Source organism: Kribbella shirazensis, assembly GCF_011761605.1.
Classification (GTDB): Bacteria; Actinomycetota; Actinomycetes; order Propionibacteriales; family Kribbellaceae; genus Kribbella; species Kribbella shirazensis.
Window position 1 is genome coordinate 6,107,902 of the sequence record NZ_JAASRO010000001.1, and the last position, 24,931, is coordinate 6,132,832.

General features: G+C 69.7%; 30 protein-coding genes. 11 read left to right on the top strand and 19 right to left on the bottom strand.

What is annotated here, in order from left to right:
• Window position 1 precedes the first annotated feature (1 nt).
• The 3 genes from BJY22_RS29455 to clsA are packed head-to-tail and all read right to left on the bottom strand — an operon-like array spanning window position 2 to window position 1,787.
• Window positions 2-334, bottom strand: a complete 333-nt coding sequence (locus BJY22_RS29455) for a small basic family protein (protein ID WP_130379362.1) — start codon at window positions 332-334, stop codon at window positions 2-4.
• The gene (locus BJY22_RS29460; protein ID WP_337759403.1) at window positions 331-1,194 is read right to left on the bottom strand and encodes a DUF881 domain-containing protein; all 864 of its coding nucleotides are present in this window, start codon (window positions 1,192-1,194) and stop codon (window positions 331-333) included. Before BJY22_RS29460 ends, BJY22_RS29455 begins: the two co-directional genes overlap by 4 nt.
• Window positions 1,191-1,787 (bottom strand): cardiolipin synthase ClsA, encoded by a 597-nt coding sequence (gene clsA, locus BJY22_RS29465; RefSeq protein ID WP_167213072.1) that lies wholly within the window; start codon window positions 1,785-1,787, stop codon window positions 1,191-1,193. The genes BJY22_RS29460 and clsA overlap by 4 nt, the downstream gene beginning before the upstream one ends.
• A 216-nt stretch (window positions 1,788-2,003) precedes the next feature.
• Between clsA and BJY22_RS29470 the strand changes: the two genes are divergently transcribed.
• A complete protein-coding gene (locus BJY22_RS29470) occupies window positions 2,004-2,372 on the top strand; it encodes a YciI family protein (RefSeq protein ID WP_167213074.1) in 369 nt (122 codons plus the stop codon).
• Window positions 2,372-3,574: an RNA polymerase sigma factor gene (locus BJY22_RS29475; RefSeq protein WP_167213076.1), complete on the top strand. Its 1,203-nt coding sequence runs from the start codon at window positions 2,372-2,374 to the stop codon at window positions 3,572-3,574. Before BJY22_RS29470 ends, BJY22_RS29475 begins: the two co-directional genes overlap by 1 nt.
• Here the strand turns inward: BJY22_RS29475 and BJY22_RS29480 are convergent.
• Window positions 3,543-4,313: a class I SAM-dependent methyltransferase gene (locus BJY22_RS29480; protein ID WP_167213078.1), complete on the bottom strand. Its 771-nt coding sequence runs from the start codon at window positions 4,311-4,313 to the stop codon at window positions 3,543-3,545. The two genes, BJY22_RS29475 and BJY22_RS29480, sit on opposite strands and share 32 nt — an antisense overlap.
• 187 nt (window positions 4,314-4,500) lie before the next feature.
• Here BJY22_RS29480 and BJY22_RS29485 point away from each other — a divergent pair, with 187 nt between their 5' ends.
• The gene (locus BJY22_RS29485; RefSeq protein ID WP_238350495.1) at window positions 4,501-6,720 is read left to right on the top strand and encodes a glycoside hydrolase domain-containing protein; all 2,220 of its coding nucleotides are present in this window, start codon (window positions 4,501-4,503) and stop codon (window positions 6,718-6,720) included.
• Complete coding sequence (locus BJY22_RS29490; RefSeq protein ID WP_167213080.1) at window positions 6,717-8,027, top strand: glycosyltransferase; 1,311 nt, start codon at window positions 6,717-6,719, stop codon at window positions 8,025-8,027. The genes BJY22_RS29485 and BJY22_RS29490 overlap by 4 nt, the downstream gene beginning before the upstream one ends.
• Before the next feature lie 46 nt (window positions 8,028-8,073).
• On the opposite strand, the gene BJY22_RS29495 is transcribed toward BJY22_RS29490, so the two are convergent.
• Entirely contained in the window at window positions 8,074-8,460 is a 387-nt protein-coding gene (locus tag BJY22_RS29495; RefSeq protein WP_167213082.1) for a VOC family protein, read from the bottom strand.
• A gap of 23 nt (window positions 8,461-8,483) precedes the next feature.
• Between BJY22_RS29495 and BJY22_RS43320 the strand changes: the two genes are divergently transcribed.
• Complete coding sequence (locus tag BJY22_RS43320; protein ID WP_420371435.1) at window positions 8,484-8,537, top strand: hypothetical protein; 54 nt, start codon at window positions 8,484-8,486, stop codon at window positions 8,535-8,537.
• Window positions 8,528-9,136 (top strand): GNAT family N-acetyltransferase, encoded by a 609-nt coding sequence (locus tag BJY22_RS29505; RefSeq protein WP_167213084.1) that lies wholly within the window; start codon window positions 8,528-8,530, stop codon window positions 9,134-9,136. The genes BJY22_RS43320 and BJY22_RS29505 overlap by 10 nt, the downstream gene beginning before the upstream one ends.
• Here BJY22_RS29505 and BJY22_RS29510 read toward each other — a convergent pair.
• Window positions 9,133-10,764 carry a DNA polymerase Y family protein gene (locus BJY22_RS29510; RefSeq protein WP_167213086.1) on the bottom strand — a complete coding sequence of 544 codons (1,632 nt, stop codon included), beginning with the start codon at window positions 10,762-10,764 and terminating at the stop codon, window positions 9,133-9,135. The two genes, BJY22_RS29505 and BJY22_RS29510, sit on opposite strands and share 4 nt — an antisense overlap.
• Entirely contained in the window at window positions 10,764-11,747 is a 984-nt protein-coding gene (locus BJY22_RS41945) for a hypothetical protein (protein ID WP_238350496.1), read from the bottom strand. Before BJY22_RS41945 ends, BJY22_RS29510 begins: the two co-directional genes overlap by 1 nt.
• 76 nt (window positions 11,748-11,823) lie before the next feature.
• Between BJY22_RS41945 and BJY22_RS29520 the strand changes: the two genes are divergently transcribed.
• From BJY22_RS29520 to BJY22_RS29540, 5 genes are all read left to right on the top strand, one after another.
• Complete coding sequence (locus BJY22_RS29520) at window positions 11,824-12,363, top strand: hypothetical protein (protein ID WP_167213088.1); 540 nt, start codon at window positions 11,824-11,826, stop codon at window positions 12,361-12,363.
• A complete protein-coding gene (locus BJY22_RS29525; RefSeq protein WP_238350497.1) occupies window positions 12,363-12,725 on the top strand; it encodes a hypothetical protein in 363 nt (120 codons plus the stop codon). The genes BJY22_RS29520 and BJY22_RS29525 overlap by 1 nt, the downstream gene beginning before the upstream one ends.
• Window positions 12,726-12,764: 39 nt before the next feature.
• Window positions 12,765-13,472: a methyltransferase gene (locus tag BJY22_RS29530; RefSeq protein WP_167213090.1), complete on the top strand. Its 708-nt coding sequence runs from the start codon at window positions 12,765-12,767 to the stop codon at window positions 13,470-13,472.
• Window positions 13,473-13,568: 96 nt separating this feature from the next.
• Window positions 13,569-14,033: a PPOX class F420-dependent oxidoreductase gene (locus BJY22_RS29535; protein WP_167213092.1), complete on the top strand. Its 465-nt coding sequence runs from the start codon at window positions 13,569-13,571 to the stop codon at window positions 14,031-14,033.
• Window positions 14,033-14,770, top strand: a complete 738-nt coding sequence (locus BJY22_RS29540; protein WP_167213094.1) for a PIG-L family deacetylase — start codon at window positions 14,033-14,035, stop codon at window positions 14,768-14,770. The genes BJY22_RS29535 and BJY22_RS29540 overlap by 1 nt, the downstream gene beginning before the upstream one ends.
• On the opposite strand, the gene BJY22_RS29545 is transcribed toward BJY22_RS29540, so the two are convergent.
• From BJY22_RS29545 to BJY22_RS29600, 12 genes are all read right to left on the bottom strand, one after another.
• Window positions 14,736-15,425, bottom strand: coding sequence for a GntR family transcriptional regulator (locus tag BJY22_RS29545; RefSeq protein WP_167213096.1), 690 nt, complete (start codon window positions 15,423-15,425; stop codon window positions 14,736-14,738). The two genes, BJY22_RS29540 and BJY22_RS29545, sit on opposite strands and share 35 nt — an antisense overlap.
• 130 nt (window positions 15,426-15,555) lie before the next feature.
• Window positions 15,556-16,518, bottom strand: coding sequence for a zinc-binding alcohol dehydrogenase family protein (locus BJY22_RS29550; protein ID WP_167213098.1), 963 nt, complete (start codon window positions 16,516-16,518; stop codon window positions 15,556-15,558).
• A gap of 64 nt (window positions 16,519-16,582) precedes the next feature.
• The gene (locus BJY22_RS29555; protein WP_167213100.1) at window positions 16,583-17,494 is read right to left on the bottom strand and encodes an amidohydrolase family protein; all 912 of its coding nucleotides are present in this window, start codon (window positions 17,492-17,494) and stop codon (window positions 16,583-16,585) included.
• A gap of 1 nt (window position 17,495) precedes the next feature.
• Window positions 17,496-17,888, bottom strand: coding sequence for a cupin domain-containing protein (locus BJY22_RS29560; protein ID WP_167213102.1), 393 nt, complete (start codon window positions 17,886-17,888; stop codon window positions 17,496-17,498).
• On the bottom strand, window positions 17,885-19,444 hold the full coding sequence (locus BJY22_RS29565) for an FAD-dependent monooxygenase (protein WP_337759410.1): 1,560 nt from the start codon (window positions 19,442-19,444) through the stop codon (window positions 17,885-17,887). Before BJY22_RS29565 ends, BJY22_RS29560 begins: the two co-directional genes overlap by 4 nt.
• Window positions 19,437-20,174, bottom strand: a complete 738-nt coding sequence (locus BJY22_RS29570) for an SDR family NAD(P)-dependent oxidoreductase (protein ID WP_167213105.1) — start codon at window positions 20,172-20,174, stop codon at window positions 19,437-19,439. The genes BJY22_RS29565 and BJY22_RS29570 overlap by 8 nt, the downstream gene beginning before the upstream one ends.
• Window positions 20,171-20,866 (bottom strand): FCD domain-containing protein, encoded by a 696-nt coding sequence (locus tag BJY22_RS29575; RefSeq protein ID WP_167213107.1) that lies wholly within the window; start codon window positions 20,864-20,866, stop codon window positions 20,171-20,173. The genes BJY22_RS29570 and BJY22_RS29575 overlap by 4 nt, the downstream gene beginning before the upstream one ends.
• Window positions 20,863-21,696, bottom strand: a complete 834-nt coding sequence (locus BJY22_RS29580) for a fumarylacetoacetate hydrolase family protein (protein ID WP_167213110.1) — start codon at window positions 21,694-21,696, stop codon at window positions 20,863-20,865. Before BJY22_RS29580 ends, BJY22_RS29575 begins: the two co-directional genes overlap by 4 nt.
• Window positions 21,697-21,735: 39 nt before the next feature.
• Window positions 21,736-22,131: a RidA family protein gene (locus BJY22_RS29585; RefSeq protein ID WP_167213113.1), complete on the bottom strand. Its 396-nt coding sequence runs from the start codon at window positions 22,129-22,131 to the stop codon at window positions 21,736-21,738.
• On the bottom strand, window positions 22,131-23,219 hold the full coding sequence (locus BJY22_RS29590) for an Ldh family oxidoreductase (protein ID WP_167213116.1): 1,089 nt from the start codon (window positions 23,217-23,219) through the stop codon (window positions 22,131-22,133). The genes BJY22_RS29585 and BJY22_RS29590 overlap by 1 nt, the downstream gene beginning before the upstream one ends.
• A gap of 115 nt (window positions 23,220-23,334) precedes the next feature.
• Window positions 23,335-24,114 (bottom strand): ABC transporter permease, encoded by a 780-nt coding sequence (locus BJY22_RS29595; RefSeq protein WP_167213119.1) that lies wholly within the window; start codon window positions 24,112-24,114, stop codon window positions 23,335-23,337.
• A complete protein-coding gene (locus BJY22_RS29600; protein ID WP_167213121.1) occupies window positions 24,111-24,911 on the bottom strand; it encodes an ABC transporter ATP-binding protein in 801 nt (266 codons plus the stop codon). Before BJY22_RS29600 ends, BJY22_RS29595 begins: the two co-directional genes overlap by 4 nt.
• Window positions 24,912-24,931: the final 20 nt, after the last annotated feature.

Consider the following 24,931-nt stretch of genomic DNA (forward strand, 5'->3'; position numbering starts at 1 on the left):
ATCAGGCCCGGAAGATGTGCCGGCGGATCGCCGCCATGTTGGTGAAGATACGGATACCGAGGACGACGACCACGCCGGTGGACAGCTGCGACCCGACCCCGAGCTGGTCGCCCAGGTAGACGATCAGCGCCGCGATCAGCACGTTGGACACGAACGACACGACGAACACCTTGTCGTCGAAGATCCCGTCCAGGAACGCCCGCAACGCGCCGAACACCGCGTCCAGCGCGGCCACCACCGCGATCGGCAGGTACGGCTGCGCCCAGTCCGGTACGTCGGGCGCGACCAGCAGACCGACGACGACGCCGATCACCAGACCGAGTACGGCGATCATCTCGTTCTCACCTTCGCGTAGCGCAACGCGATCGTCGCATCGGCCGGCACGAGCAAGGAATCCTCCGTCGTGATCGTCATCCGGACACCGAAGTTGCTGACCAGGTACTGCACCCACTGCCCGCCCGAGCTCTGCGCGAACCGGGCCGGCATGGTCGCGGTGTCCCCGATCGCGAGCACCGTGTACGGCGGGGTCAGCGAACTGTAGTCGACGGTGATCGCACTGCCTGCGCCGCGGATCGCGGTCAGCGACGTGAGCCGGTGACCGTTCACCGAGATCGCCTCCGCGCCGGACGTCCACAGGCCGTTGACCAGCTGCTGCAGGTCGACGTCCAGCAGCCGGCCCTCCTTGGAGTCGGCGTCCTTCGCGTCGTCGACGACCGCCTTCAGTCCGGGGCCGGTGACCGCGATCGCGCCGGTCTGCAGCTCCAGGTCGTCGAGCTTCTGCTGCAACGCCGTACCGGCGCTGTCGTTGCTCAGTCCGCTCGCCTGCAAGCGACGTACCTCGTCGGCGAGCTGGGTCTGGTGGTTGCGCAGTTCGTTCAGACGGGTGCCGGCCTGGTCGATGCGGGTGATCAGTTCCTTGCGCTGCTTCTCCGCCTCCGGGGCGGTGCGGTAGTTCTGCGCGGCCGCGACGGCGAGCAGGAAGCCGAGGACGGCGGCGGCCACCACCAGCATCACCCGGTGCCGCGACCGGCCCTGCTTGCCGCCCTGGTTCGAGCGGGTCCGGGCGGCGACGGCGTACCCCTCGTCGATCGGGTGCGCCATCAGATTGTTCAGCAAGGACATGGACGCGTCGACGCGTCGCGGCTTCTGTGCCTGCTGAGGCGCCTCTGGGGCCTGCGGGGCTTGCTGGGTCACCCGGCCGAGTCCTTGATCGGTTTGACTGTCTGGACCAGGTGCCGCAGCTGGGCGAAGTACAGCGCGCCGGCCCAGTAGTACAGCCCGGTGCCCCAGATCGCGAACGCCCAACCGATGACGCGGGCGAGCAGGTTGAGCGTCGTGTCGCCGTCACCGAGCAGCAGCAACGGGAACGCGTACAGCAGGCAGAACGTCGCGGACTTGCCGAGGAAGTGCACCGGCAGCGCGTTGAAGCCACGGCGGTGCAGCGCCGGCAGCGTGAAAGTGAGCAGCAGGTCTCGCAGCGGCAGCGCGATCGCCAGCCACCAGGGGATGATGTCGCGCAGCGCCAGGCCGAGAACGGTCGCGAAGATGTAGAGCCGGTCGGCGACCGGGTCGAGCATCTGCCCGAGCCGCGTGGTCTGGTTCATCCGGCGGGCGATCTGGCCGTCGGCCCAGTCGGTGAATCCGGAGACGGCCAGCACGAGCAGCGCCCAGCCGTCCTCCTCGGGACCGAGGATCAGCCACAGGAAGAGTGGCACCCCCAGCAACCGCAGGAAACTGAGCGCGTTCGGGATCGTCCACACCCGGTCGGACACTTCCAAGTCCGGCACGCGACCCCTCCCTCTCTCCACCCTGGATACCCGTCGTAACTGTACTGGGGAGCGTCGACAGGTTTACGTCCGCCTGTCCCGGGGCAGGCCCCGCCATCCCGATGACACCAGTCCCCTGATACCAGAACGTGACTCCCGCCCGCCCGCTACGCCCGCTACGCCCGCTACGAACCAGTGACCCGATCGATACCCCTCGGTGATGCTTACAGTGTTCAGATGAAGTTCCTCGTACTGATCTACGGCAACCCGGAGTCCCGTGCGGTGTGGGACTCGCTGAGTGACGATCAGAAGAAGGAAGGCATGGCGGGGTACGCCGCTCTGCACGAGGCGCTGGCCGAGCACGGCGAGCTCGTCGCCTCGGAGTCGCTGGACGATCCGGCGCTCACGAAGCAGGTGCTGGTCCGCGACGGCAAGCCGCAGACGACGGACGGGCCGTTCGCCGAGGTGAAGGAACAGCTGGCCGGTTTCTACCTGCTGGACTGCGAGTCGATGGACCGGGCGGTGGAGATCGTCGCGCAGATCCCGGAGGCGCCGTTCAGCGTGGTGGAGGTCCGTCCGGTGCGGGACCTCGGCGCGTTCATGTGATGCTCGAGGAGCTGCTCCGGGAGCAGGCGCCGCAGGTGCTGGGAGCGCTGGTCCGGCGGTACGGCGACTTCGACGCGTGCGAGGACGCCGTACAGGAGGCTCTGCTCGCCGCGGCGACGCAGTGGCCGCGGGACGGCGTACCGGAGAATCCACGGGGCTGGCTGGTCACGGTCGCGTCGCGGCGACGGATCGAGGTACTGCGGAACGAGGCGGCCCGCACGCGCCGGGAGGAGACTGTTGCGTCCTGGTCTCCCCCGGAGCCCGCGTCGGCGGCGGACGACTCGCTGACGTTGCTGATGCTGTGCTGTTATCCGGCGCTGACGCAGCAGTCGCAGGTGGCGCTGACGTTGCGCGCGGTCGGCGGGTTGACGACCGGCGAGATCGCCCGCGCGTTTCTGGTGCCGGAGGCAACGATCGGGCAGCGGATCAGCCGGGCGAAGGCGAAGCTGCAGGGCGCACGGTTCGCGATGCCGCCGGCGTCCGAGCTGCCCGAGCGACTGGCCGCCGTACTGGAGGTGCTGTACCTGATCTTCAACGAGGGCTACACGGCGTCGTCCGGTCCGTCGCTGCATCGGGTCGAGTTGAGTGCGGAGGCGATCCGGCTGACGCGGCTGTTGCGCGCGCAACTGCCGGCCGAGGGCGAGGTGGCCGGGTTGCTCGCGTTGATGCTGCTGACGGACGCGCGGCGGCCGGCGCGGACGACGACTGACGGTGGGCTGGTGCCGTTGCCGGAGCAGGACCGGTCGTTGTGGGACGCGCAGGCGATTGCCGAGGGCACCGAGTTGATCGAGGCGACGCTGCGGTCCGCGCCGGTCGGGCGGTACCAGTTGCAGGCGGCGATCGCGGCCGTGCACGACGCCGCGGCGAAGGCCGAGGACACGGACTGGCGCGAGATCCTGATGCTGTACGAACTGCTCGAGTCGATCGCGCCGGGACCGATGGTGACGCTGAACCGGATCGTTGCGGTCGCGATGGTGCACGGCCCTGCCGCCGGGCTGGCGTTGCTCGACGAGGTGGATCCGGCGGTGCAGGAGCACCACCGGGTGGCGGCTGTGCGCGCCCATCTCCTCGAACTGTCCGGCGACGAGGCCGCCGCGCGGCAGGCGTACGAGCTCGCCGCGCGGCTCACGCAGAGCATCCCCGAGCAGCGCTACCTGCTGTCCCGGGCCGCTAGCTCGGGATCGTCGGCCGGCCCCAGCTGAGCTCGGCCTCGATGGTCAGGTCCAGTACGCCGTCCTGTGCGTACGGCGCGACCGCCTCGGTCACCCCGGCGTCGAAGGCGGCGGCCTCGTCGGCGGGCATCAGGTCGCGGGCCAGGCTCGATGTGGAGTGCAGCCTCTCGATGTAGTCGGTGACCTTCTGCCGGTACGTGACCCGCTTGGTCCGCGCCGTACCGATGAGGTCGAGCAGGCCGCGTTCCCGGATCGCGTCGACGACGCTGAACTTCGGGTCGTGGTTCTGCTTGCGTGAGTGCCGCAGGATCACCTCGACAAGGTCGTCCCCCCACGGCTCGTCGACGGGGCCGTGCTCGATGACGACGAGCTGCGCGTTCGGCGTCAGGTGCGGGACGATCCGCGCGAACGTCTCCTCCCACGGCATCCAGTGGATGCTCGCGCCGGCCGTCACCAGCGCGTACGGGCCGTCGAGGTCGGCCGTCTCGATCGGGCTGACCTGCCACCTGAGGTTCGGGTGGTCGCCGCCGGGGCGCTGCTTGCCTGCCTCGACCATCGGCTCCGAGAAGTCGATCGCGTCGACGTGCTCGACCCGCGGCGCCAGCGGGCGTGCGATCGCCCCTTCGCCGGCACCGATGTCGAGCACCCGCCGCGGCTCGTCCGTGATCAGCTCGACGAGCCGGTCGAACACCTCGTCCGGGTACGGCGGCCGATGCTGATACGCCTCCGCCACCGCTTCCTGCTTGAACGTCGCCGCAAGTTCAGTCATGGCTCGGAGCGTAGCCCCGTGCCTGTGCCGCTCCGGCGGATTCTGCTGCCAGGCGACAGGCCGCTGGGCAGACCGACCACGTGCACCAGGCCCGCTCGTAACCTGCCCGTCTCCTTCGAACACGCGGCTGAAACATGCGCTTCCTACCTTGAGAGTCCACGTCAGCCGCGCGAGGCGGTGAGGCCAGATGCTGTACGAGCACGTCGACCCGTTCATCGGGACCGGCGCCACCGACCTGCCCACGCCCAAGGGCCTGGCCGCGACCTGGTGGTGGCCCAAACCGCAGGTCGGCAACACCCACCCGGGCGCAATGCACCCCTTCGGAATGGTGTCGGCCTGCCCGTACTCCGGCGCCTACCCGACCGGTTACGGGCTGTACGACTTCAACACCGAGGGCGTGCCCGACCTGTTGTACGACCGCCCGGTCGCCTCCGGCTTCACGCACTTCCAGCAGTCCGGCACCGGCGCGATCCGCAAGTACTACAACTACTTCCGGGTCACGCCGATGCTCGGCCCGCTCGACGACCTGGGCACCACGTGGGACCTGCTGGATGAGGTGGCCGAGCCCGGCTACTACGCGGCGACGCTGAGCTCGGGGGTGCGTTGTGAGGTGACTGCCGGCCCCAAGTCGGCCGTCCACCGCTACACCTTCCCGGCGCATGACGCTGCCCGGATCGTCATCGACGCCTCGACAGGCGGCCTGGCCATCCCGCACAGCCAGACCGTGCCGCTGAAGGCGCACCTGGCGATGCTGGAGCCCGGGGTGGCTCAGGGTGAGATCCACGTCGAGGGGGTACCGCTGGCGGTGCATCTGGAGGTCGACGCCCCCGGCTGGCAGCAACTGCTGTGGTACGACCGGCGCCTGATGCCCGGCGGCACCCGCCTCGACTTCGACTACATCCGACCGACCACACTGCGGCCGTTCGGGCTGCTCTTCATGGGTCCCTCGCGCGCCGAGCAGACCGTCGAGGTGCGGCTGGGGTTCTCCCTGCGCGGGTGTGAGACGGCCCGCGACAACCTGCACACGGACGTCGGCCGAACCCAGGCCACCTTCGCCGGGCGGCGCGACCTCACGGCAACCACCTGGCGCGACCACCTCGGCAAGGTCGCGATCAAGGCCGAGTCCGACGACCAGGCGACGGTCTTCGGCACCGCGCTCTACCACTCGCTGGTCAAGCCGTGCTTCGCCCCGGACGAGAGCCCGTGGACGACCGAGGGCCCCTACGCGTTCGACATCTGCACCATGTGGGACATCTACCGCACCCAACTGCCGCTGATGACCACGCTGTTCCCGCAGCGTTCTGTCGCGCTGGCCAACTCGCTGCTGTCGATCTGCGAGCAGGAGGGCAACCTGCCGATCGGCTACCGGATGGCCAAGGGCGCCGACCGGTTCTCCCGGCAGGGCAGCGCGCTCGCGCACACCTTCCTGGCCGACCTGTGCCAACTGGATCTGCCTGGTATCGACTGGGACTGGGCCATGGTGCACCTGGAGATGGACCTGCGCCGGACGTACGGCGAGGACTACCTGGTGCACGGTGTCGCGCACCCGATCAGCCACACCCTCGATCTGGCGTACGCCTACCACTGCACCGCGGCGATCGCCCGCAAGGTCCGCGACCTGCCGCTGGCCCGGCAGATGCGCGAGCTCGCCCAGCGCTGGCGGGCGGCGTACGACCCGGGCACCGGACTGCTGCGCGACTCGACGTTCTACGAAGGCGGCCGGTGGAACTACTCCTTCCGGCTGCTGCACGACATGCGTGCCCGGATCGCGCTCGCCGGCGGCGACAGGGCGTTCGTCGGGCTGCTCGACCAGTTCTTCGGGTACGGCGCCGCACCGGTCACCCAGCCGGGAGTGGCGCCGAGCGTCGCCGAGATGGATGCCGGGTACGGCCTGTGCCGGTTCGAGGGACTGAACAACGAACCGGACTACGAGGCGCCGTGGTCCTACCACTACGCCGGACGGCCGGACCGAACCGCCGAGGTGGTGCATGCCGCGGTCGCCAACCAGTTCGGCACCGGCCGGGGCGGGCTGCCGGGCAACGACGACTCCGGCGGGCTGTCCGCGTGGTACGTGTGGGCGACGCTCGGGCTGTTCCCGGTGGCTGGGCAGAACCTGTTCCTGGTGAGCGCGCCGGCCGTGGCGGAATCCACGACCCGGCTGCCGGAGGGCGAGCTGTCCATCACCACAACAGGATTCGAGCCGGTCGAGGCAGGCGGACCGGTCTCCTACGTCCAATCCATCGCGGTGGACGGCAAGACACTCGAACGCCCCTGGATCTCCGCCCGGGAACTGCGGCACATCCGCAACCTGCACATCGAGCTCGGCCCTCAGCCCTCCGCCTGGGGCACCCAGATCAGGCCACCGTCCACATCCGACCCGCTGAACGCAGCTGGAGGTGAGGCATGAACATCGCCGACGACAGGCTCGTCCCGTCCGTACCCACCCGCCGCCTGGTCATCGTTGTCCGGGCCGATCCGGTGATCTGCGGGCACTCCGGTGAGGCACGGTGTCTCGCGGAGGTGGCGCTCACCCGCGGGTTCGACGACGTACGGATCGTGACCTGGCCGCTGGACGCGCTGGAAGCGGCCGGGCTGCCGTTGAAACCACTCGATCGCGTGCTGCCGTACAGCCCCGGCATCACCGTGGAGCGGCCTGGTCCCGTTGGCGACTACCGGGTTCCGGACGGGCGGTACCTGTCCGGGCTCATCGGGCGGCTGGTCGAGCTTTTCAGCGACGGGGTGCCGACGGTGGCGATGTCGCTGTACCTGAGTCCGCACGCGATCGCCGTACAGGAGGCCGTCCAGGTGGCGCGCCGGATCGGGCCCGCACGGGTCGTCACGGTGGCTGAGGCGGTGGGCTCCGACATCACCAACGTGGTGCGCGAGTGCGTGGACACCGGCCGGTTCGGGGCGGCCGCGCACATCCTGTCGATCTACCTGGCGGCCGATCACTGCGTGGCGGTGTCGGAGTACACCAGGGACCTGATCGTGGCCTCGGCGGCGACCCTCGACAGCATGCACGGTACGACGTTCGCGCAGCGGTGCCGTGAGCGGATCGCGATCTCCTACCCGGCGGTCGACTCCTGGTCCTACCTGTCGCTCACCGAGGACAGGATCGCCGAAACTCTTGCTCGGCGCGGCCTTTCGCGGGACGGGTACGTGCTGTTCCTGTCCCGGATCGCGTCGGCGAAGGGTGTCGATGACCTGATCGACGCCTACGCCGGTTCGCGGTCGGCCGAGCGGGTGCAGCTGGTCCTGGCCGGGCGCGGGCCGCAGGAAGACGAGGTGATGGCACGGGTGGCGGCAGCGGGCCTGGGCGAGCGGGTGCGCGTGCTGACCGACGTGGACGATGCGGAGAAGCCGGCGCTGATGGCCGGGAGCGCGGCGTTCGTGCTGCCGACGCGCGAGCAGCCGGAGTTCGTGGAGACGTTCGGGATCGCGCTGGTCGAGAAGGCTCTCGCCGGCGGCGGACCGATCATCACCTGCGCGATCGGCGGTGTACCCGAGGCGGTCGGTGACACGGCCTTGCTGGTGCCACAGCGTGACCCGGCCACGCTGCGGGCCGTGCTTGACGAGGTCGTGTGCGACTGGACCCTCGAGCAGCGGGCGGCGGCCGAGCGGCGCGCGCGGGCGTACGCGCTGCAGTTCGACCGGGTCGCGGTGTTCGACCGGCTCTTCGCGCTCGCCGAGTCCCCCGCCGTCCACGTCGCCTGAGCTCCACCCGGCCGACGGCGTACTCGTCGCCCCAGACGGTCGCGACTTACTCGTTGCCCCAGACGGTCGCGTGCTGCTGGAAGTACTCCGGGTCGCTGTGGACCGGGATCACGCAGAGCAGGTGTCCGCCCGGGGCGCGGAGGGTGTGGCAGCCTTGCCAGCTCGCGACCTCGACAGCGCCGAGGTCGGTCAGGCGCGCGACCTCGGCGGGTACGTCGTCGGTCTCGATGTCCAGGTGGTACCGGGGCTCGTCGTCGACGGACTGGATCGCGGTCACGTAACCGGGGATCGCGTCGTGCAGGGAGATGAACTGCGGCTCGCCGTCCGGCGACGAGGTGCGGACCCCCAGGGCCTTGGCCCAGAACGTCACGGCGTCGTCGACCTCGTCCTGCTTGACGTCGATGAGAAACGTGGAGACTCGACTGCGGTGCATGCGGCCAACCTTATTCGTTCGGGATTCCGGAAGGTGGGCGTCCGGAACCCCGGTTAGCCTGCTCGGCATGCGGGTGATCGAGGAGTCGCAACTGACCGTCGTACCGGCGAACGAGGCGCCGTGGGAGGACCTGCAGGCGGTGCTCGGTACGGCGGACGCGGGACAGTGCCAGTGTCAGCGGTTCAAGGTCCGCGGGTGGATCTGGCGGGACTCGACCCTGGACGAGCGGACGACCCGGCTGCAGGACCAGACCGCCTGCGGTACGCCGGACGCACCGTCGACGAGCGGCCTGATCGCGTACGTCGACGACGAGCCGGCCGGATGGGTCGCGGTCGAGCCGCGCACGGCGTACCCGAAGTTGCGGACGTCGCGGGTGCCGTGGACGGACCGCACGGAGGACAAGGACGACGAGAGTGTCTGGGCCGTCACCTGCATGGTCGTCCGCAAGGGCTTCCGCGGCCGCGGGCTGACCTATCACCTCGCCCGCGCCGTGATCCCGTACGCCCGTGCCCGCGGCGCCCGGGCGCTGGAGGCGTACCCGATGCTCACCCAGCCCGGCAAGACCATCACCTGGGGCGAGCTCCACGTCGGTCCCCACCAGGCCTTCGAGGAAGCCGGCTTCCGTCAGGTCACCCACCCGACCCTGCGCCGCACGGTCATGCGCATCGACTTCTAGTCGTAGGTGGCCTGGGCTTGCCAGGTGGCTTGGTGGAGGGTGAAGAGCCAGGCGCGGGTGTCGGCGGTCTGGAACTGGAAGCGGGCCTGGCGGGACTCCGTGGCGGGGTCCCACCAGCGCTCGGCGGTGAGCCAGGGGCCGGCCCAGGCGGTGATCGGGTGCATCTTGTTGCTGTCGGCAACTTGATCGCCGCGGTCCGGTTGCAGGGAGAACGCGGTGGGGGTGCCGGACAGCTCCCCGCGGGCGGTGACCGCGACCTGGGTGCCGTCGGCGGCGAACACCTTCGCGGGGATCGGCTCCGGGAAGATCGTGGTCGGCGCGAGCGTCGGCCAGCGCCCGGGGTCCGCTCCGGTGATCGCCCCCGGCCACGGCTGGTCCGGCGGCCGCGCCGGGACCGCCGGATCGCCCCACGGGACCAGCGTCTGCCGCTCCGCGAACCCCCGGCCGCCACCGATCACCACCGACACGACCGCCCCGTGACCGAGCATGCTCTGCACCCGCGACAACGCGCGGTGGATCCGCTCGTCCGGCCCGCCGCCCCACAATCCGTCGGCGTGCGCGCCGACCGGATCCGCCTGGTCCGGGACTAACCGGATCCGGACCACGGGTGAGGTCAGCTCGCTGGTCGCCGTACCACTGCCCTGGAGTTGCCAGCGCACCCGGTCCACCACGTCCGCCGCGGTGAACCAGCGCGGGTGCAACCACTCGCGCTCGTGGATCCGGCCGGACTCGGTGCCGACCTCGACGCGCAGCGTCGTACACACCAGCCCGAGCTCGGTCAGCCGGACGATCAGCTCGTCGGCGATCGACCGGACCGCGAACGCGACCTGGTCGACGCGGTCGACGGCCGGCTCGAAGTCGAGGGTCCGGGTGAGCTCCGGCGGGATCTCCCGGCCGGTCACCGGACGATCGTCGTACCCCCGGGCGAGCCGGTGGGCGAACGCGCCGTCCGGACCGAACCGGGTCAGCACCTCGGTCCCGGGCAGCTGCGCGAACGCACCCAGCGACCGCAACCCCAGCCGGCGCAGCAGGTCCGTGAGCGCCGGCTGCTCGAGGACGTCGACCGGCAACGGCGCGAGGAACTCCGGTGAACCGCCCGGCGGCACCACGTGCACCCGGGTCCGCGCGGAACTCACCCGAGCCGCCTGCTCCGCGGCGAACGGCCCGTCGGCGATCCCGATCCGGCTGCCCTGTACGTCGTACGTCTCCAGCCGGTCGAGGAGCTTCGCCGCGGCCGCCTCCTCACCGCCGTAGAACCGCGCCGGGCCGCGGGCCTTCAACGCGCACATCCCCGGCCGGATCACTTGCACGCCCGGTGTGATCGCCTCCAGGCAGGAGATCACCGGGTCGAACGCGCGCGCGTCGATCACCGGGTCGTACTTCAGCACGACCAGCTCCGGGCAACGCGACTGCGCGTCCCGCGCCCGCTGCCCGCGGCGCACCCCTTCGGCCCGTGCGGTGGCGGAGGTGGCGAGCACTTTTCCTTTCTCCAGAACGGCGATCGGCTCGTCCGGCGAACGCCCGGTCGCCACCGCGGCCGCCGCCACCGGCCAGTCCGGCACCCAGACCACCATCGTCCGGATCAGTCCACGCCCCACCGTCCCACCGTTCACCGTCCCACCGCTCATCAGCCCACCGCGCCGATCTGTTCCGGCCACTCGTCCTGCCGGGCGGGAGCTTCCTCGCCGGTGGGAAGACGGCCGGAGTCGGCGGAACGGACGGTGCCGTCGAGGGCGGGCAGCCAGAGATCGTGCCGGGCCCGGACGGCGGCGCGCCGGCCGGTCACCGCGACCGTCGCCCGGCGGGCGCTGAGCAGCCCTTCGCCGTCGTCGAGCCCGGTCCAGGTGTTGCCCTCGATCTCGAACCTGGCCTCGCTGCCCGGCCAGGACCCGTACGCGATCAGCATCGCGCCGCGGGTCCGGAGCCGCGCGGCGAGCCGGGACGCCTCCCCCGGTGTCACCTCACTGGGTGGACGGACGACCACCACGGTCAGCGCGTCGACCAGCGCGGCGACGACGCTGAGCCACTCGTGCCCGGGATCCGGGACGAGCACGAGCCGCTCCAGCTCCACCCCGAGCCCGCGCGCCGCCTCGGCCCCGAACGACGGCACGCCGACGACGCCGCACCAGGCCCCCTCCGCGGACGGCCCCGCCATCAACGTCATCACCAGCGCGGCGCTCTCCCGCACCGAGTACGCCGAGCCGCCGCGCAGGCTCGCCCCGGCCAGCAGCTCCCGCACCGCCGGATGCGTCGGCAGCTCCCGATCCACCCCCGCCGTGTCCAGCGCCTGCTGCACCCGAGCCGCCGAAGGCACCCGCCCGCCGACCGAGGCAAGCCGCCCCTCCGCCCGCTCCCGACCGGAACCCGAACGCCCGATCCCACCCGACCCGGGATGGAGCGGGTCCGGGTGGGATGGGTCCGGGTGGGGGGTCCACGAGTCGGGGTCGAAGCTTGTGACGGTCGCGAGGTGGGTGGTGTCCGGGGGAAGGGGCGCGAGCTCGGCGGGTAAGTCAGCGTCGGCGCCGGCCTTCTGCGCCTTGGCCCTGGCGAGGAGCAGGCGGGCGTGATCGAGTGCTGTGACTCGACCTTCCGCTGCCGTGTTCCCCGTCATACCTCCATGTTCGAACACCTGTTCGAACAAGTCAATCCGGTCGTCCACAGCCCCGGCGCTGACTAGAGTCCCGGGCATGCGACGCGTCGATCACCCTCGGTTCATCGCCGCGCTCCGCCAGGTCGAGGACAGTATCGACGCCGCCTGGGACAGTTTCTGTGCCGAGTCCGGCGTACCCCCAGGTACGGCGGAAACGCGCGAGCTGGCCGAGGTCGTGCTGCAGGACACCTCCGAGTTCGACTGGCGGATCGTGGACGGCGCGCTGAACCAGCTGACCTGCCCGGACTGCGGCTCGCCCCTCGGCGCCGGCGCCTCCGGGTGCCCGGGCTGCGACAAGGCGAACGGCTTCCGCTTCGCGGCACGAGAGACCGACCGCCCCGGCGTACCTCCCGGAAACGAGCACGCGATCCGTGTGTCCTCGGCAGTGGCCCGCACCCGTCACCGCTACACGCCACGCGCCCGCACCGGCTACGAACTGCTCCTGCCTGACCTACTGGACGGAACACTTCCCACCACTCCAGAAGCCCAGCGACTGAAGCGCCTCATCAACCAGCTCGCCGACGACGACCTGGAACGCCTACTGACCCCAGCAGACCTGCACCGGAAGGAAGTCTGATGAACCAGCTGTACGCCGAGGTCGTCCGGCACCACGACCACCTGGCGAACTGGCTGTCCGGAGAGGCAACTCCAGACGACCTGGACAGGTTTCACCAGGCACACCACCCGGACTTCATCCTCATCGCCGTCGACGGCACCCGTACCGACCTCCCGACGCTCATGAACGCTCTCTCCACGTCACACAACGCCGTACCCGGACTGAAGATTGACATCGAGCAGTTCGAGGAAGTGGCCCACACACCCGACCTGGCAGTGTGCAGGTTCCTGGAGCGGCATTCGGTCGGCGGTCTCCGCCGTGTCACCGCAGTACTCACCGGCGACCTCCGATGGCTGGCAGTGCAGGAAACACCGGTGCTGTAGCGGCACATCAACACCCCTCACGGCCCGGCGTCTACGGCCGTGCTGTCCAACGACAAACAGCAGCGCGCGCGGGACGATTCTGTCTGTGGATGGCTACACGGCGCCGCCGCGGCCGGCGGTCGGATCGAGCGGGCTCTCGTGACGACCATGCGGTTCCTCGCGATGGTCATGGGCGCTGCCCAAGGCACCCTCTGGCTGCTGGCGGCCAGATGGGAAGCCCCCGGCCGCGAGGTCGACGTCCGGGCGCGTTTGCCCCGGCCTCCCGCTTGGGTTCGTGCAGGCTACTTCACCTTGGTCGTGCCGTTGGTCTATCCAGCTGTCGTTGCCATAGCGCCCGGCTGGGGATACGCCGGTCCGCTGAACTGGTCGTCACCTGTCGACGCGATCCTTCAAGGCCTCGGTGTGGCGGCGTGGACTGCTGGTGTGTGCGTCCTCGTCTGGGCGTCGCGGGCGATGGGTCACTTCACAGGGATCGATGGGGTGGCAGAGGGACAGGAACTCGTGACCTCGGGCCCGTACCGGTACGTGCGGCATCCGATCTACGCGTGTTTCACCCTGGTTGTCATAGGGCTCGCCCTTACGTTCCGCAGCTACCTCCTGGTGGCCGTGACAGCCGTGTGGCTCGTGGCAAGCCTGTGGTGGGTATCTGCGGAAGAAGCGTTGCTCTCGTCGGCCGAGGGCTTCGGTGACCGCTACCAGGCCTACCGCAGAACGACGGGCCGGTTCCTACCAAGAGTGCGCCCATAACATGTTCACGGTCGGACCTCCGTTGTCCGGTCTAGGCCCCGTGCTTCGATCACCACGTCCGGGGCCGCTCAACTACTTGGAAGTGGAGCGGAAGGTATGCCAAGGACAATTGCCACCAACACCAAGGTCGAGCTGGACGGGTTGCTGGAGTTCGTGCGGCCGCGTCATCACATGTTGCTGATGACGACCAGGGCGGACGGGGCGGTGCAGGCCTCGCCGGTGTCGGGTGGTGTGGACACCGAGGGGCGGATCGTCATCTCGTCGTACCCGGAGCGCGCGAAGAGCACGAACGTGAAGCGATCCGGTAAGGCCAGTGTGGTCGTGCTGTCGGACGAGTGGAACGGCGCCTGGGTCCAGGTGGACGGCCGTGGCGAGGTGATCGAGCTGCCGGACGCAGTGGAGCCGCTGGTCGACTACTACCGTGCGATCTCCGGCGAGCACCCGGACTGGGACGAGTACCGCGAGGCGATGGTGAAGCAAGGCAAGTGCCTCATCCGCATCACCCCGGAGCGCTGGAGCCCGATCGCCACAGGTGGCTTCCCGGCCCGGCTGGCCGATTGATGCGTACCGCGCTGGTCGTCCACGCACACCCGGACGACGAGGTGTTCGCCACAGGTGCCGCCACCTCGGTACTGCGTGAGCAGGGCTGGCATGTCGTACTGCGGGTCGCTACCGCCGGTATGCACGGGGCCCTCGATCACCTCGGCGCCTCCTGCTCACTGCTCGGAATCAACGAGTGGGACTGGCTGGGAGCGGTGGACCAGTGGATCGACGACGGCGGCCGCAGTGGACCACACTCCTTGGCCGCGGCGTCGCCGGACGACCTGGCCGAGGCGATCGAGGTCGCGGCCGTCGTGAACGAGCCGGAGCTCATCCTCACAGTTGGCAGTGACGGGCTGACAGGTCACCCGGACCACATCGCGATCTCTCAAGGGGTCCAGCGAGCGCTCCGGAGCCTCGACTGTCGTGCACTGGGTGCGCGAGTCAGAGCACAGGACGTGCGTGCCGGTGAGCGGCTGATCCAGCAGCTCGCACCGGGTGAGCAGGTCGGTTCAGGCAAGGTCCAAGGATGCGATGCACCGCTGGAGGAGATCGGCGGGGCGTCCGAGCAGCGACGGCGGCAGGCACTGGACGAGTACTACGAGGGTCTGGGGAGCAGCCCGCTCCAAGAACTCCTCGGAGTGCACAGGGCGAGCAGCGACGGGCTACTGCTGAGGGCTGTGTTCGACGCGGCCGGCTGGCAGCAGGACCGCTTCGAGGAGCTCACTGCTTGGAGCGACGCTCCATCGTCTCGGTGATGCGCTGCATGGCGCCTTCGAGGTGTTCGCGCAGCGCTGCCTCCGCGCCCTCCTCGTCGTGCGCCAGGCACGCGTCGAGGATGGCCTGGTGCTCGCGGCGGGTCTGCTCGATCCGGGCCTTGGTCTGCCGGGAGCCGAACCGGTAGCGCTCGCTGTTCTGCCAGACTGGCTCGATCGCCCGCGGCAGCCACCGCGAGCCTCCGGCCCGGTAGATCGCGAAGTGGAACTCGGTGTGCGCCTGCCGGGACGCGATGTTGTCGCCCAGCTTCGACAACCGGACGTGCTCGGCCAGCGCGGCCCGGGCGGTCGACGCGTCCGAGTCGGAGAACCGCGTCGCGGCCGCACGGACCGCCAGCGACTCCAGCGACAGCCGGGTCTCGTGGGTGTCGCGCAGGTCCTCCATCGACAGCTCCCGCACCCAGGCGCCCTTGTGCGGGACGATCTCGACCAGTCCGAGCGCAGCCATTCGCCGCAGTCCTTCCCGGATCGGCATCTGGCTCATGTCGAGTCGCTTGGCGAGCTCCTCGAGCCGGAGCGCCGTACCGCTGGGGAGTTCGCCGGACAGGATGAGTTCGTGCAGTTCGGCGGCGGCTTCCTCGGCGAGCGTACGACGCCCGGTCGGTCCCCCCGGCGTGAGCTCGAGTCGTCGGATCATCAGTAGCGGGCTGCCTCTCTCCTCTTCTGGAGGTACCGTAGCCGCCGACCGGGTATCTGGCGGCCTTCGACGACAGTTTGCTCAGCTACAAGCCCAGCAAACACAAGTGGTCTAGGCCGCGCACTGCTCCTCAGAGAGCCGTCAGATCCACCAGGACCCGCCCGCCCTGCCGGTCCAGTACGTCGCCGATCCGGTCCGCGGGTACTACGTCGTAGTCCGCCCGCCAGGACGCCGGGGCGATGTCCGCCAGCGCCTGACCGACCGCATCCGGCGCCAGCACGGTGCGCTGCAGGTTCACCGGCAGCACGCGCAGGTCCCGGCCGACCAGTTGGTGCAGATCGATCGTGGTGAACTCACCGGCCTTGTAGCCCAGCACGGCGATCCGCCCACCCGGTGTGATGTGCCCCAGCACTCCACCGGTCACAGGACCGCCCATGGTGTCGATGACCGCGTCGCACCACGGCAGCTCCCGGCCCACCTGTCCCAGTCCGTCCACCCGGACGATCTGATCCACCAGTCCGGTCGCAGTGTCAGCGGAATCGTCCAGCGACACCAGACCGATCACCCGTGCCGCACCGGCCGACCGTGCGATCGCAGCACACATCCGCCCGACCAGACCGGTCACACCGGTGACGACCACGGTCTCGCCCGGCTGTACACCGGCCACCCGCCGTACTGCGGTGTGTGCGGTCAACGCGGGCGTCAGCAACGCCAGCGCGACACCCGCCTCCAGCGACGACGGCAGCGGATGTACGGCGGCATTCGGCACGACGGCGTACCGGCCCCAGACACCGGGCCTCGTCACGCCGACACCCTCACCGCGGACCACGACAGCCGCACCGGCCGCCGCGACGTCCGAGCTGAGCACGACACCGGCTCCTTCGGAACCCGGCACGAACGGCCCAGTCGGTCCGGTCAGTCCAGTCGGCCCGGTCAGCTGCTTGCCGGCCAGCGTCGTACGGTCCAGTGGAGTCACCGCGGCCAGCCGCATCTCCACCAACGTCTCACCCGGACCGGCCGTCAGCTCGACCTCTTCGGCCTTCAGCTGCTCCCCCGGTCCGTGACTACGCAGCACAGTCCCCCGTGCACTCACGCCTCTACCCCGTTCCCCACGATTTGATATCTGATCACACCTTCGATCAGACAGAAACTGCGTCTCACCGCGCGACGACCTCCTTCGCGAGCGGCCGGGTCAGTACCTCGGCCGCCGCGGACCGCCCTGTGGCCCGCACTGTGGACACCTCGTCGCTGCCCATCGGGAACGGCCAGTCACTCCCGGCCAGCACCCGCTCGGGCCCGAACGTCTTCGCCAGCAACTCCAGTACGGCGTCGTCGTGCACCAGATCGTCCACGTAGAACCGGCACAGCGCCTCGGCCACCGGCAGGGACAACGGCTCGATCCCCGGCCGCGCCTGGTCGATCCCGCGCTGCCACCGTCCGGCGACGGCCGCCGTCACACCACCCCCATGACACAGACAGAACCGGATCCCCGGAAACCGCCCCGGCACGTCCGCGAAGACGAGCGAAGCCGCCGCCACTCCGGTCTCGTACGGATTCCCCAACAGGTTCGACAGGTAAAACGAATCAAGCCGCTTGTCGTCACTGTGTCCCGGGTGAATCAGCGTGAACGCCTCCAGTGCGTCCAGCACCCGCCACACCGGATCCAGCCCGGCGTAGCTCGGCGTACCGAGGGCAAAGCCGCTGAAGACACCCTCACTGCCCAGTGCCGCAGCCACGGACGGTGCAGCCGGGTCGAGCAGGGGCAGGTGCCCCAGGACGCGCAGCTGCGGTGTGGCGAGCTCGCGGAGCCCCTGGTTCACCAGCTCGCTCCACTCGACGCCGGCGTCGTACCGGAACAGGGCTGGCGGCACCGACACCACGGCGCCGTCCAGCTCCTGCGAGGAGATCCAGTGCAGCAGCGAGGCCGGGTCGGCCAGCCGGCGTAGCGGCAGCCGCTCCCCGTCGACGACCAGCGAACCGTTGTCGACGGACAGCCCGAACTCACCTCGATGCGCCGCCGACAGCACGGTCGGCGGGATCAGGTGCGTGTGGACGTCCCAACCGGCCATGTCAGCGGGCGTCCTCGTCGTTGTCGTAGAAGTCCGGGCGCTCCGGGTAGTGCGGACCGTCGTACACCTCGAGCAGGACAGAGGTCTCCTCCGCCCGCGTCGGTCCGTGCACCACGCCCTTCGGGTTCCAGTAGAAGCTGCCCTTGGTCAGCGTCGTCCCGGTCGGCAGGTACACGTACCGTCCGGACAGGCAGAACATGAACTGGTTCGAGGCGTGCTTGTGCTCCGACGGGATCCCGGAGCCCTTCTCGAAACGCACCAGAGCGATCGACGCCTCGGTCACCGGGTCCCGCCACAGCATCTTGTGGGACAGACCGGCCAGCGACTTGTCCACCCACTCGAGGTCATCCGTCTGCAGCAGGATCTCCCGCAACGGCTCGTCGAACGTACTCACGGCACCTCCCGCCCAGTGACCCGCGTGTAGAGCTCCTCGGCGACACCAGTACCCATCGGAGCAACCGCGGCGATATGACCGTCCGGCCGGATCAGTACGACGCTGTCCGCCGGTACGCCGTACCTGTTGGTGGCAACACTGCCCGGATCGAACAGCGCCCTGTCCCGCAGACCGGAGTCGTGCGGCGCATCCCACCGGGACACGGCGTAGTGCTTCAACGCGGGCGACTCGTTCGAGGGGATCTCCGGCCGCCGCCGTACGTCGGTGAAGTAGAGCGCCACGAACGCGTCACGGCACAGGTCGTGGATCGTCGTACGGCCGGTGGGGCTCTGCAGCACCAGGTCCGGCGCCCGGTCACCCGCCCGGACTGCGGGCGGCGCGGCGGACGTGGCCACCATCGACCAGTCGCCGACACCCTCGACGTCCAGCCGCACGCTCAGCAGCGTCCGGTTGTACGCCGTCGCCCACGCACCCGTGTCCTCGGTGACAGCACCCTGCTGGAAGGACATGTACTTGCGCGCCGCCTCGGCCATCTCGCCCGAGCCCTCGACCGCCACCGGACGCTGCTCCTGCTCGTACCCGTCGAGCAAGGTCTCCGAAGCCCAGCCGCGCAGAACCCAGGCCAGCCGCCACGGCAGGTTGGACGCGTCCAGCGCACCTGTGTTCAGACCGAGCGCCCACATCGGCGTGATCAGGTGCGCAGCGTCGCCCATCAGGAAGACCTTGCGATCCTTGGTCCACTGCTCTGCGACCCGGTGGTGCACGTTGTAGACGACAGAGCCCAGCAGCTCGATCCGGTCCACCTCACCGATGAACTGCTTCACCTTCACCAGCAGGTCCTCGTCATCCGGCGCGTCGGCACCCGGCGCCAGCGGGAACAGGAACCGCCAATTGTCCGGCTGCCGGATCAGCACCATCCACTCGGACTTGTCCGCGAAGTAGGCGAGGTACGGGTAGTCCCTGGCGTTGTCGACGTCCAGGTCCACCACGACGTCGATCAGCATGTACCGCTCGGGCAGGGTCTCCCCTACTACCTTCACCCCGAGCGCGTCCCGGATCCTGCTCCGGCCGCCGTCACAGGCCAGCAGGTGCGACGCGTGCAACTCCTGCGGACCGTCCGGCGTCTCCAGTTGCAGTACGACGCGGTCGTCGCGGATCTCGAACGACGTCATCCGGTGCTGCGTCCGCACCGGCTCGGGCAGCGCCGCGGCCAGCAGCGGCTCCATCTTCTGCTGCGGCAGGTTGATGACGAACGGGAACTGCGTGTCGTTCACCAGCTCGGCCAGGTGCACCGACGCACGGGGCGTGTTGGTGGCCCGGTCGATGTCACCGATCTCGTCGATCCGCAGCGCGGCACCGAGGATGCGGTCCACCGCGCCGTACCGGTTCCAGATCTCCAGCGTCCGGCTGAGCGTCGTACCGGCCTTGGTGTCGGAGGACAGTACTGCGTCCTCCTCGAGCAGCACGTACGGGATGCCGTAGTGGGCCAGACCGAGTGCGGTGGTCAGGCCGATCGGGCCGGCACCTACGACCGCCACAGGCAGCTGTTCAGTCACTCATCACTCCAGAGAAGCTCGTGAGCTTGCCAAAGGCACGTTCCCGGGTCAGCGACGACCCGGTCATCGCGGCCGCGTCGGACAGCAGGAACAGCAACGGGCCGACCACGTCCTCGGGGTCGCCGATACCTATGGTGTCCTGCCAGTGCTCCCGGTCCGCACCGGCGTTCGCTCCACGGAACTGCTCCGTGTCGATCACCCCCGGTGCGACCACGTTCACCCGGACCCGGTCCGCGGCCACCTCCGCCGCCAGCGACTTCGCGAACGCCACCAGCGCCGCCTTGCTCGCCGCGTACGCCGCAGCGCCCGGATACCCGGTCGACGCCATACCCGATGTGAACACCACCACCGAACCGGACCGGCGCGCCACCATGTGCGGTACGACGGCCTGGCAGGCCCAGACCACACCGTCCAGGTTCACCTGCAACGTGCGCGTCCACTCGGACGGGTCGTGCTCCAGCACCGTCGACCGAGGCTGCACGGCCGCACCGGCGACCAGGCCGTCGATCCGCCCGTACCGCTCCACCACGCCGGCCACCGCGGTCTCAACGGCCGCCCGGTCCGCTACATCGACCTTGATGTGCTCGACGTCGTCAGCCGGCGCAGTGACGTCCAGCACGACCGCCGTACCACCAGCGGCGTTCACCGCGGCAGCCAGCGCAGCACCGATGCCCTGCGCGCCACCGGTGATCACCACGACCTCGTCGGTCGCGTCGAAGCTCGCCTTCATGACGTCTCCTTCTTCGACGTCATGGTGTCGGTGATCCGCTGGAACGCACCGGCCAGATGGCTGCGCAGCGCCTGCTCGGCCGCGTCCGGATCGCGTGACACGCAGGCATCCAGGATCGCCTGATGCTCCTGCCTGCTCCGCTCGATCAGAAACGCGGTCGGGCGGCTGCCGAACCGGTACCGCTCACTGTTCTGCCACACAGGCTCGATTGCTCGCGGCAACCACTGTGAACCGCTCGCGCGGTAGATCGCGAAGTGGAAGTCCGCATGCGCCTCACGGGCACCGGCGGAGTCCTCGGCACGTGACAACCGCAGGTGCTCGGCCAGCGCGGCCGCGGCCTTCGTCAGATCCTCCTCGGTGAACCGGGCCGCAGCTGCGCGTACTGCGAGACTCTCCAACGCCAGCCGGGTCTCGTGCGTGTCCCGCAGATCCGCCAACGACAGGTCACGCACCCACGCGCCACGGTGCGGGATGATCTCCACCAGCCCCAGCGCCTCCAGCCGGCGGAGCCCTTCCCGCACGGGCATCTGGCTCATCTCCAGCCGGCTCGCCAGCTCCACCAGGCGCAACGGCGTACCGCTGGGCAGCTCGCCGGACAGGATCAGCTGGTGCAACTCGGCGGCCGCGTGCTCGGCGAGAGTACGACGGCCACTCTTGCCACCACCCGGCAGCAACTCCAGCGGGCCGCTCACCTGCGTGCCACCCGGTTGCGCAGCTCACCGAGCTTGTCGGCGCGGGTGACGATCACGTCGCCCTCCTGCAAGAACACCTGTGGCTCGCGGGCGTTACCGATGCCGGCCGGCGTACCGGTCAGCAGCAGGTCGCCCGGGCGCAGCGTCATACCGAAGGAGAGCTCGCTGATCAGCGTGGCCACGTCGAACGCCATCTGCCGTGTCGACGCGTCCTGGCGCACCTCACCGTTCACCAGGCACTGCAGGTGAATGTCCTGCGGGTCTCCCACCTCGTCGGCGGTGACGATCCACGGACCGAGCGGCATGGTGTCGTCGATGCTCTTGCCCTTCAGCCACTGCCCGCCGTGCGCGCGCTGCAGGTCCCGCTGCGACACGTCGTTCGCCAGCAGGTAGCCCCAGACGTGGTCGAGCGCCTCGTCGACAGCGATGTTCTTGCCGGTCTTCCCGATCACCAGCGCAACCTCGGCCTCGTAGTCCCACTTGGCGGAGATCGCCGGGTCCCAGGCGATGTCGTCGTACGGGCCGATCACCACGTCCGGCCCTTTGGTGAAGAACGTCGGGTGCTCGGGACGGTCCACGTCCTGCCCCTCGCGCTTGCCCCGGCTCTCCTCGAAGTGGTCCCAGTAGTTCCACCCCGTGCACAGGATGTCCCGCCGGAACCGCCGCAGCGGCGGCCGCAGGATCTCTTCGCTGTAAGGAATCTCGCCCACGACCGCGGCCGGTCCGGAGATCACCTCGGCCAGATCCGTTGCGTCGAGCAACAGCACCGAGTCTTCCTCGAGTACGCCGGGCCGCTCGTGCCCGGCGTACTCCACCATCACGTACCTCATGTCAGGTCCACTCGACGCCGCGCACAACATCACCCCCGGTCATGAGACCACCGCGATCGCGTTGATCTCGATCAGATAATCAGGATGGGCGAGCTTGCTGACCTCGACCATCGTCGACGCCGGCAAGGGTTCCGTGAAGTACTGCGCCCGGATCTCGTGGATCTTGGCGAAGTCCTCCATGTTGCGTACGTACACGTCGACCCGGCACACGTCCGCGAGCGTGCCGCCGGCCGCCTCGACCGCCGCTTTCACGTTCTCGCACACCTGCCGGGTCTGCTCCCGCACGTCCCCGACCCCGGCGATACCGCCGTCCGGCCGGCGCGCGGTCATACCGGAGACGAACACCAGCCGCCCGGTCGCCTCGACCGTGGTCGCCTGCGAGAACACCCCGTTCGGGCTCCGCAGCGCATCCGTCGAAACCTGTGTCTTCGGCATCAGCTCAACACCCCTCCTGCCGGGACGGCGGCGCCGACCGTCCGTGCGGCCGCCAGCAATCCGTCGAGTCCCGACCTCTCGATCAGCACACCGTTGCGCCGCTGCTGCGCCGCACGCTCGGCCTCGATCTCACCCGGCAGGTACAGCCGGTTCACACCGGGCGCGGTCGCACTGCCCCGGATCCGGGTGGCCAGGCCGGACGAGCGCCGCCGGAAGTCCTCGACGCCGCCCATCAGCTCGGGGTCGATCGCCAGGAACAGGTGCGCGCAGTCGTTCGGCCGGTCCGGTTCCCGGTACAGCGGCCGGACCTGGTCGCCCCAGCCGCCGCCGCTCAGGACTCCGGTGAGGACGTCGATCATCAGGGCGAGCCCGAAGCCCTTGTGGCCGGCGGCCGGCAACAGCATGCCGAGCACCGCCTCGTCCGGGTCCGTGGTCGGGGTGCCGGAGGCGTCGGTCGCCCAGGTGTCCGGGATCGGCCGCCCGGCCGACGCCGCCAGCCGGATCTTGCCGAGGGCAACGGCCGACAACGCCATGTCCAGGACGATCTCCACGCCGGCCGTGGTCGGTACCGCGATCGCCAGCGGGTTGTTGCCGACCAGCCGCTCCGCGCCGCCCGGTGCGGGCATCAGCGGGGTGGTGTTCGACATCGCGATACCGATACACCCCGCCGTACCGGCCTGCATCGCCCAGCGGCTCGCGGCCCCGAAATGGTGCGCGTTGCGGACCGAGACGATGCCGATGCCGTAGCGCCCGGCGCGCTCGATCGCGTGGCCCATCGCCTGCGGGCTGGACAGCTGGCCCATCCCGCCGCGGGCGTCCACCACCATCGCGGCGCCGGCGTCGAAGAGGACGTCGAGCTCGCGTTCCCGGGTCACACCGCCGGCGTTCAGCCGTTCGACGTACATCGGGACGAGCATCACGCCGTGCGAGCTGACGCCGCGCAGGTCCGCCTCGACGAGCGCCGCGGCGATCTCCGCCGCATCCTCGGACTCGAACCCGACCGCCGTGAAGACCGCCCCGACCGTCGCCTCCAGCCACTCCGGCCGCACCAGCACCCGCCGGTCCGCGTCGGAGGCTTGCGCGGTCATGGGGCCTCCCGTCCTGGACTGAGGAGCGGAGGGAGCGAAGCGACCGGAGCGACGAGGGAAGGACGGGAGTCACAGCCCCATGACCCAGCGCGCCGGAGGCGCGCAATGTGCACAGTCATCGCTTCTCCTGGGCCCAGGGAAGGAGCAGGTGCTCAAGGAGGACTAGGCCGTAGAAGAGGACGATGCTCATCACGCTGAGCAGGGTGATCGCGGCGAACGCCAGCGTGGTGTCTGCGCTCGCGCCGGACTGCTGGATCACGTAGCCGAGGCCCTTGGTGGCGCCGACGAACTCGGAGATCACGGAGCCGATCACGGCCAGCGAGATCGCCACCTTCAACCCGGTGAAGATCTGCGGCATCGCGTACCGCAGCCGGAGCTTGAAGAACTCCTGCGCCCGGCTGGCGTTCAGCGACCGCATCAGCTCGACCAGCTCGGTCGGCGTCGACTTCATCCCCTGCGCCGTCGAGATGACGATCGGGAAGAAGCACATCAGCAGCACCATCACGACCTTCGGCCACTGCCCGAAGCCCATCCAGATCACCAGCAGCGGCGCGACCGCCACCTTCGGGATCGAGTTCACCATCAGCAGCAGCGGGTACACCAGCCGCTCGAGGATGACCGAGCGGACGATGACCAGCGCGATCGGCACGCCGACCACGATCGCGAGCAGGAAGCCCTCGATCGTCTCCAGCAGCGACGTCCAGGTCTCCGACAGCAGCGGGCCCGGCTGCTCGAAGAACTTGACCACCACGTCCCACGGGCTCGGCAGCAGGTACGGCTCGATCGCGAACACGATCGTCGCGCCCCACCACAGCCCGATCGCGGCCACCAGGCCGATGATCGGGAGGACGACGGCGGCCGCCGGTGAGGTAGTCAGCCAGGATCTCCTGGTCATCGCGACCGCACCTCGTCGACCGGGCGCACCTCGCCGGTCTCCTTCTCGGCGAGCAGCGCGTGCAGCCGCCCGCTGATCTCGGCGACCTCGGTCAGGTGCGCGTTCTGGCCGAGGCTGCGCGGCCGCGGGATGCCGATGTCGACGACCTCCCGCATCCGGCCCGGCCGCGGTGTCAGCACGACCACCCGGTCGGCGAGTACGACGGCCTCCTCGATCGAGTGCGTGACGAACACGATCGTGGTGGACAGCTCCATCTTGATCCGCTGCAGCTCCTCGGACAGCTCGGTCCGGGTGAGCGCGTCGAGCGCGGAGAACGGCTCGTCCATCAGCATCACCTGCGGGTCGCGGATCAGCGACCGGCACAGCGACACCCGCTGCTGCATGCCGCCGGACAGCTCGTGCGGCAGCCGCCGTTCGAAACCCTGCAACCCGACCAGTTCGAGCAACTGGTGGGCGCGGTCCCGGTACGACGCCTTGTCGCGCGTGCCCTTGTCGATCTCGACCGGCAGCATCACGTTCGACAGCACCGAACGCCAGGGCAGCAGGGCCGGCCGCTGGAACATGAACGACACGTCCCGGCGTGGTCCGGTGACGGGCTCCCCCGCCACCCGGACCGTGCCGGACGTCGGCGGCAGCAGTCCCGCGATCAGCCGGAGCAGCGTGGACTTGCCACAGCCGGACCGGCCGATCAGCGTGACGAACTCACCGCCGCGAACGTGCAGGTCGATCTTCTCGAGGGCGGTCACCCGGCCCTCGCGTCCGTCGAAGACCTGCCCTACGCCGTCCAGGCGAATCATCCGGTTCCAGTACTCCTAAC

Excerpts from the sequence above, each read along its gene's own strand:
- BJY22_RS29510 (WP_167213086.1), bottom strand. The coding sequence starts at position 10,764 with ATGAGCGGTGGGACGGTGAACGGTGGGACGGTGGGGCGTGGACTGATC.
- BJY22_RS29590 (WP_167213116.1), bottom strand. The coding sequence starts at position 23,219 with ATGACCGCGCAAGCCTCCGACGCGGACCGGCGGGTGCTGGTGCGGCCG.
- BJY22_RS29555 (WP_167213100.1), bottom strand. The coding sequence starts at position 17,494 with ATGGCCGGTTGGGACGTCCACACGCACCTGATCCCGCCGACCGTGCTG.
- BJY22_RS29485 (WP_238350495.1), top strand. The coding sequence starts at position 4,501 with ATGCTGTACGAGCACGTCGACCCGTTCATCGGGACCGGCGCCACCGAC.
- BJY22_RS29525 (WP_238350497.1), top strand. The coding sequence starts at position 12,363 with ATGAACCAGCTGTACGCCGAGGTCGTCCGGCACCACGACCACCTGGCG.
- BJY22_RS29545 (WP_167213096.1), bottom strand. The coding sequence starts at position 15,425 with ATGATCCGACGACTCGAGCTCACGCCGGGGGGACCGACCGGGCGTCGT.
- BJY22_RS29520 (WP_167213088.1), top strand. The coding sequence starts at position 11,824 with ATGCGACGCGTCGATCACCCTCGGTTCATCGCCGCGCTCCGCCAGGTC.
- BJY22_RS29580 (WP_167213110.1), bottom strand. The coding sequence starts at position 21,696 with ATGAGGTACGTGATGGTGGAGTACGCCGGGCACGAGCGGCCCGGCGTA.
- BJY22_RS29475 (WP_167213076.1), top strand. The coding sequence starts at position 2,372 with ATGCTCGAGGAGCTGCTCCGGGAGCAGGCGCCGCAGGTGCTGGGAGCG.
- BJY22_RS29585 (WP_167213113.1), bottom strand. The coding sequence starts at position 22,131 with ATGCCGAAGACACAGGTTTCGACGGATGCGCTGCGGAGCCCGAACGGG.
- BJY22_RS29480 (WP_167213078.1), bottom strand. The coding sequence starts at position 4,313 with ATGACTGAACTTGCGGCGACGTTCAAGCAGGAAGCGGTGGCGGAGGCG.
- BJY22_RS29570 (WP_167213105.1), bottom strand. The coding sequence starts at position 20,174 with ATGAAGGCGAGCTTCGACGCGACCGACGAGGTCGTGGTGATCACCGGT.
- BJY22_RS29600 (WP_167213121.1), bottom strand. The coding sequence starts at position 24,911 with ATGATTCGCCTGGACGGCGTAGGGCAGGTCTTCGACGGACGCGAGGGC.
- BJY22_RS29495 (WP_167213082.1), bottom strand. The coding sequence starts at position 8,460 with ATGCACCGCAGTCGAGTCTCCACGTTTCTCATCGACGTCAAGCAGGAC.
- BJY22_RS29595 (WP_167213119.1), bottom strand. The coding sequence starts at position 24,114 with ATGACCAGGAGATCCTGGCTGACTACCTCACCGGCGGCCGCCGTCGTC.
- BJY22_RS29535 (WP_167213092.1), top strand. The coding sequence starts at position 13,569 with ATGCCAAGGACAATTGCCACCAACACCAAGGTCGAGCTGGACGGGTTG.
- BJY22_RS41945 (WP_238350496.1), bottom strand. The coding sequence starts at position 11,747 with ATGACGGGGAACACGGCAGCGGAAGGTCGAGTCACAGCACTCGATCAC.
- BJY22_RS29455 (WP_130379362.1), bottom strand. The coding sequence starts at position 334 with ATGATCGCCGTACTCGGTCTGGTGATCGGCGTCGTCGTCGGTCTGCTG.
- BJY22_RS29505 (WP_167213084.1), top strand. The coding sequence starts at position 8,528 with ATGCGGGTGATCGAGGAGTCGCAACTGACCGTCGTACCGGCGAACGAG.
- BJY22_RS29540 (WP_167213094.1), top strand. The coding sequence starts at position 14,033 with ATGCGTACCGCGCTGGTCGTCCACGCACACCCGGACGACGAGGTGTTC.
- BJY22_RS29490 (WP_167213080.1), top strand. The coding sequence starts at position 6,717 with ATGAACATCGCCGACGACAGGCTCGTCCCGTCCGTACCCACCCGCCGC.
- BJY22_RS29470 (WP_167213074.1), top strand. The coding sequence starts at position 2,004 with ATGAAGTTCCTCGTACTGATCTACGGCAACCCGGAGTCCCGTGCGGTG.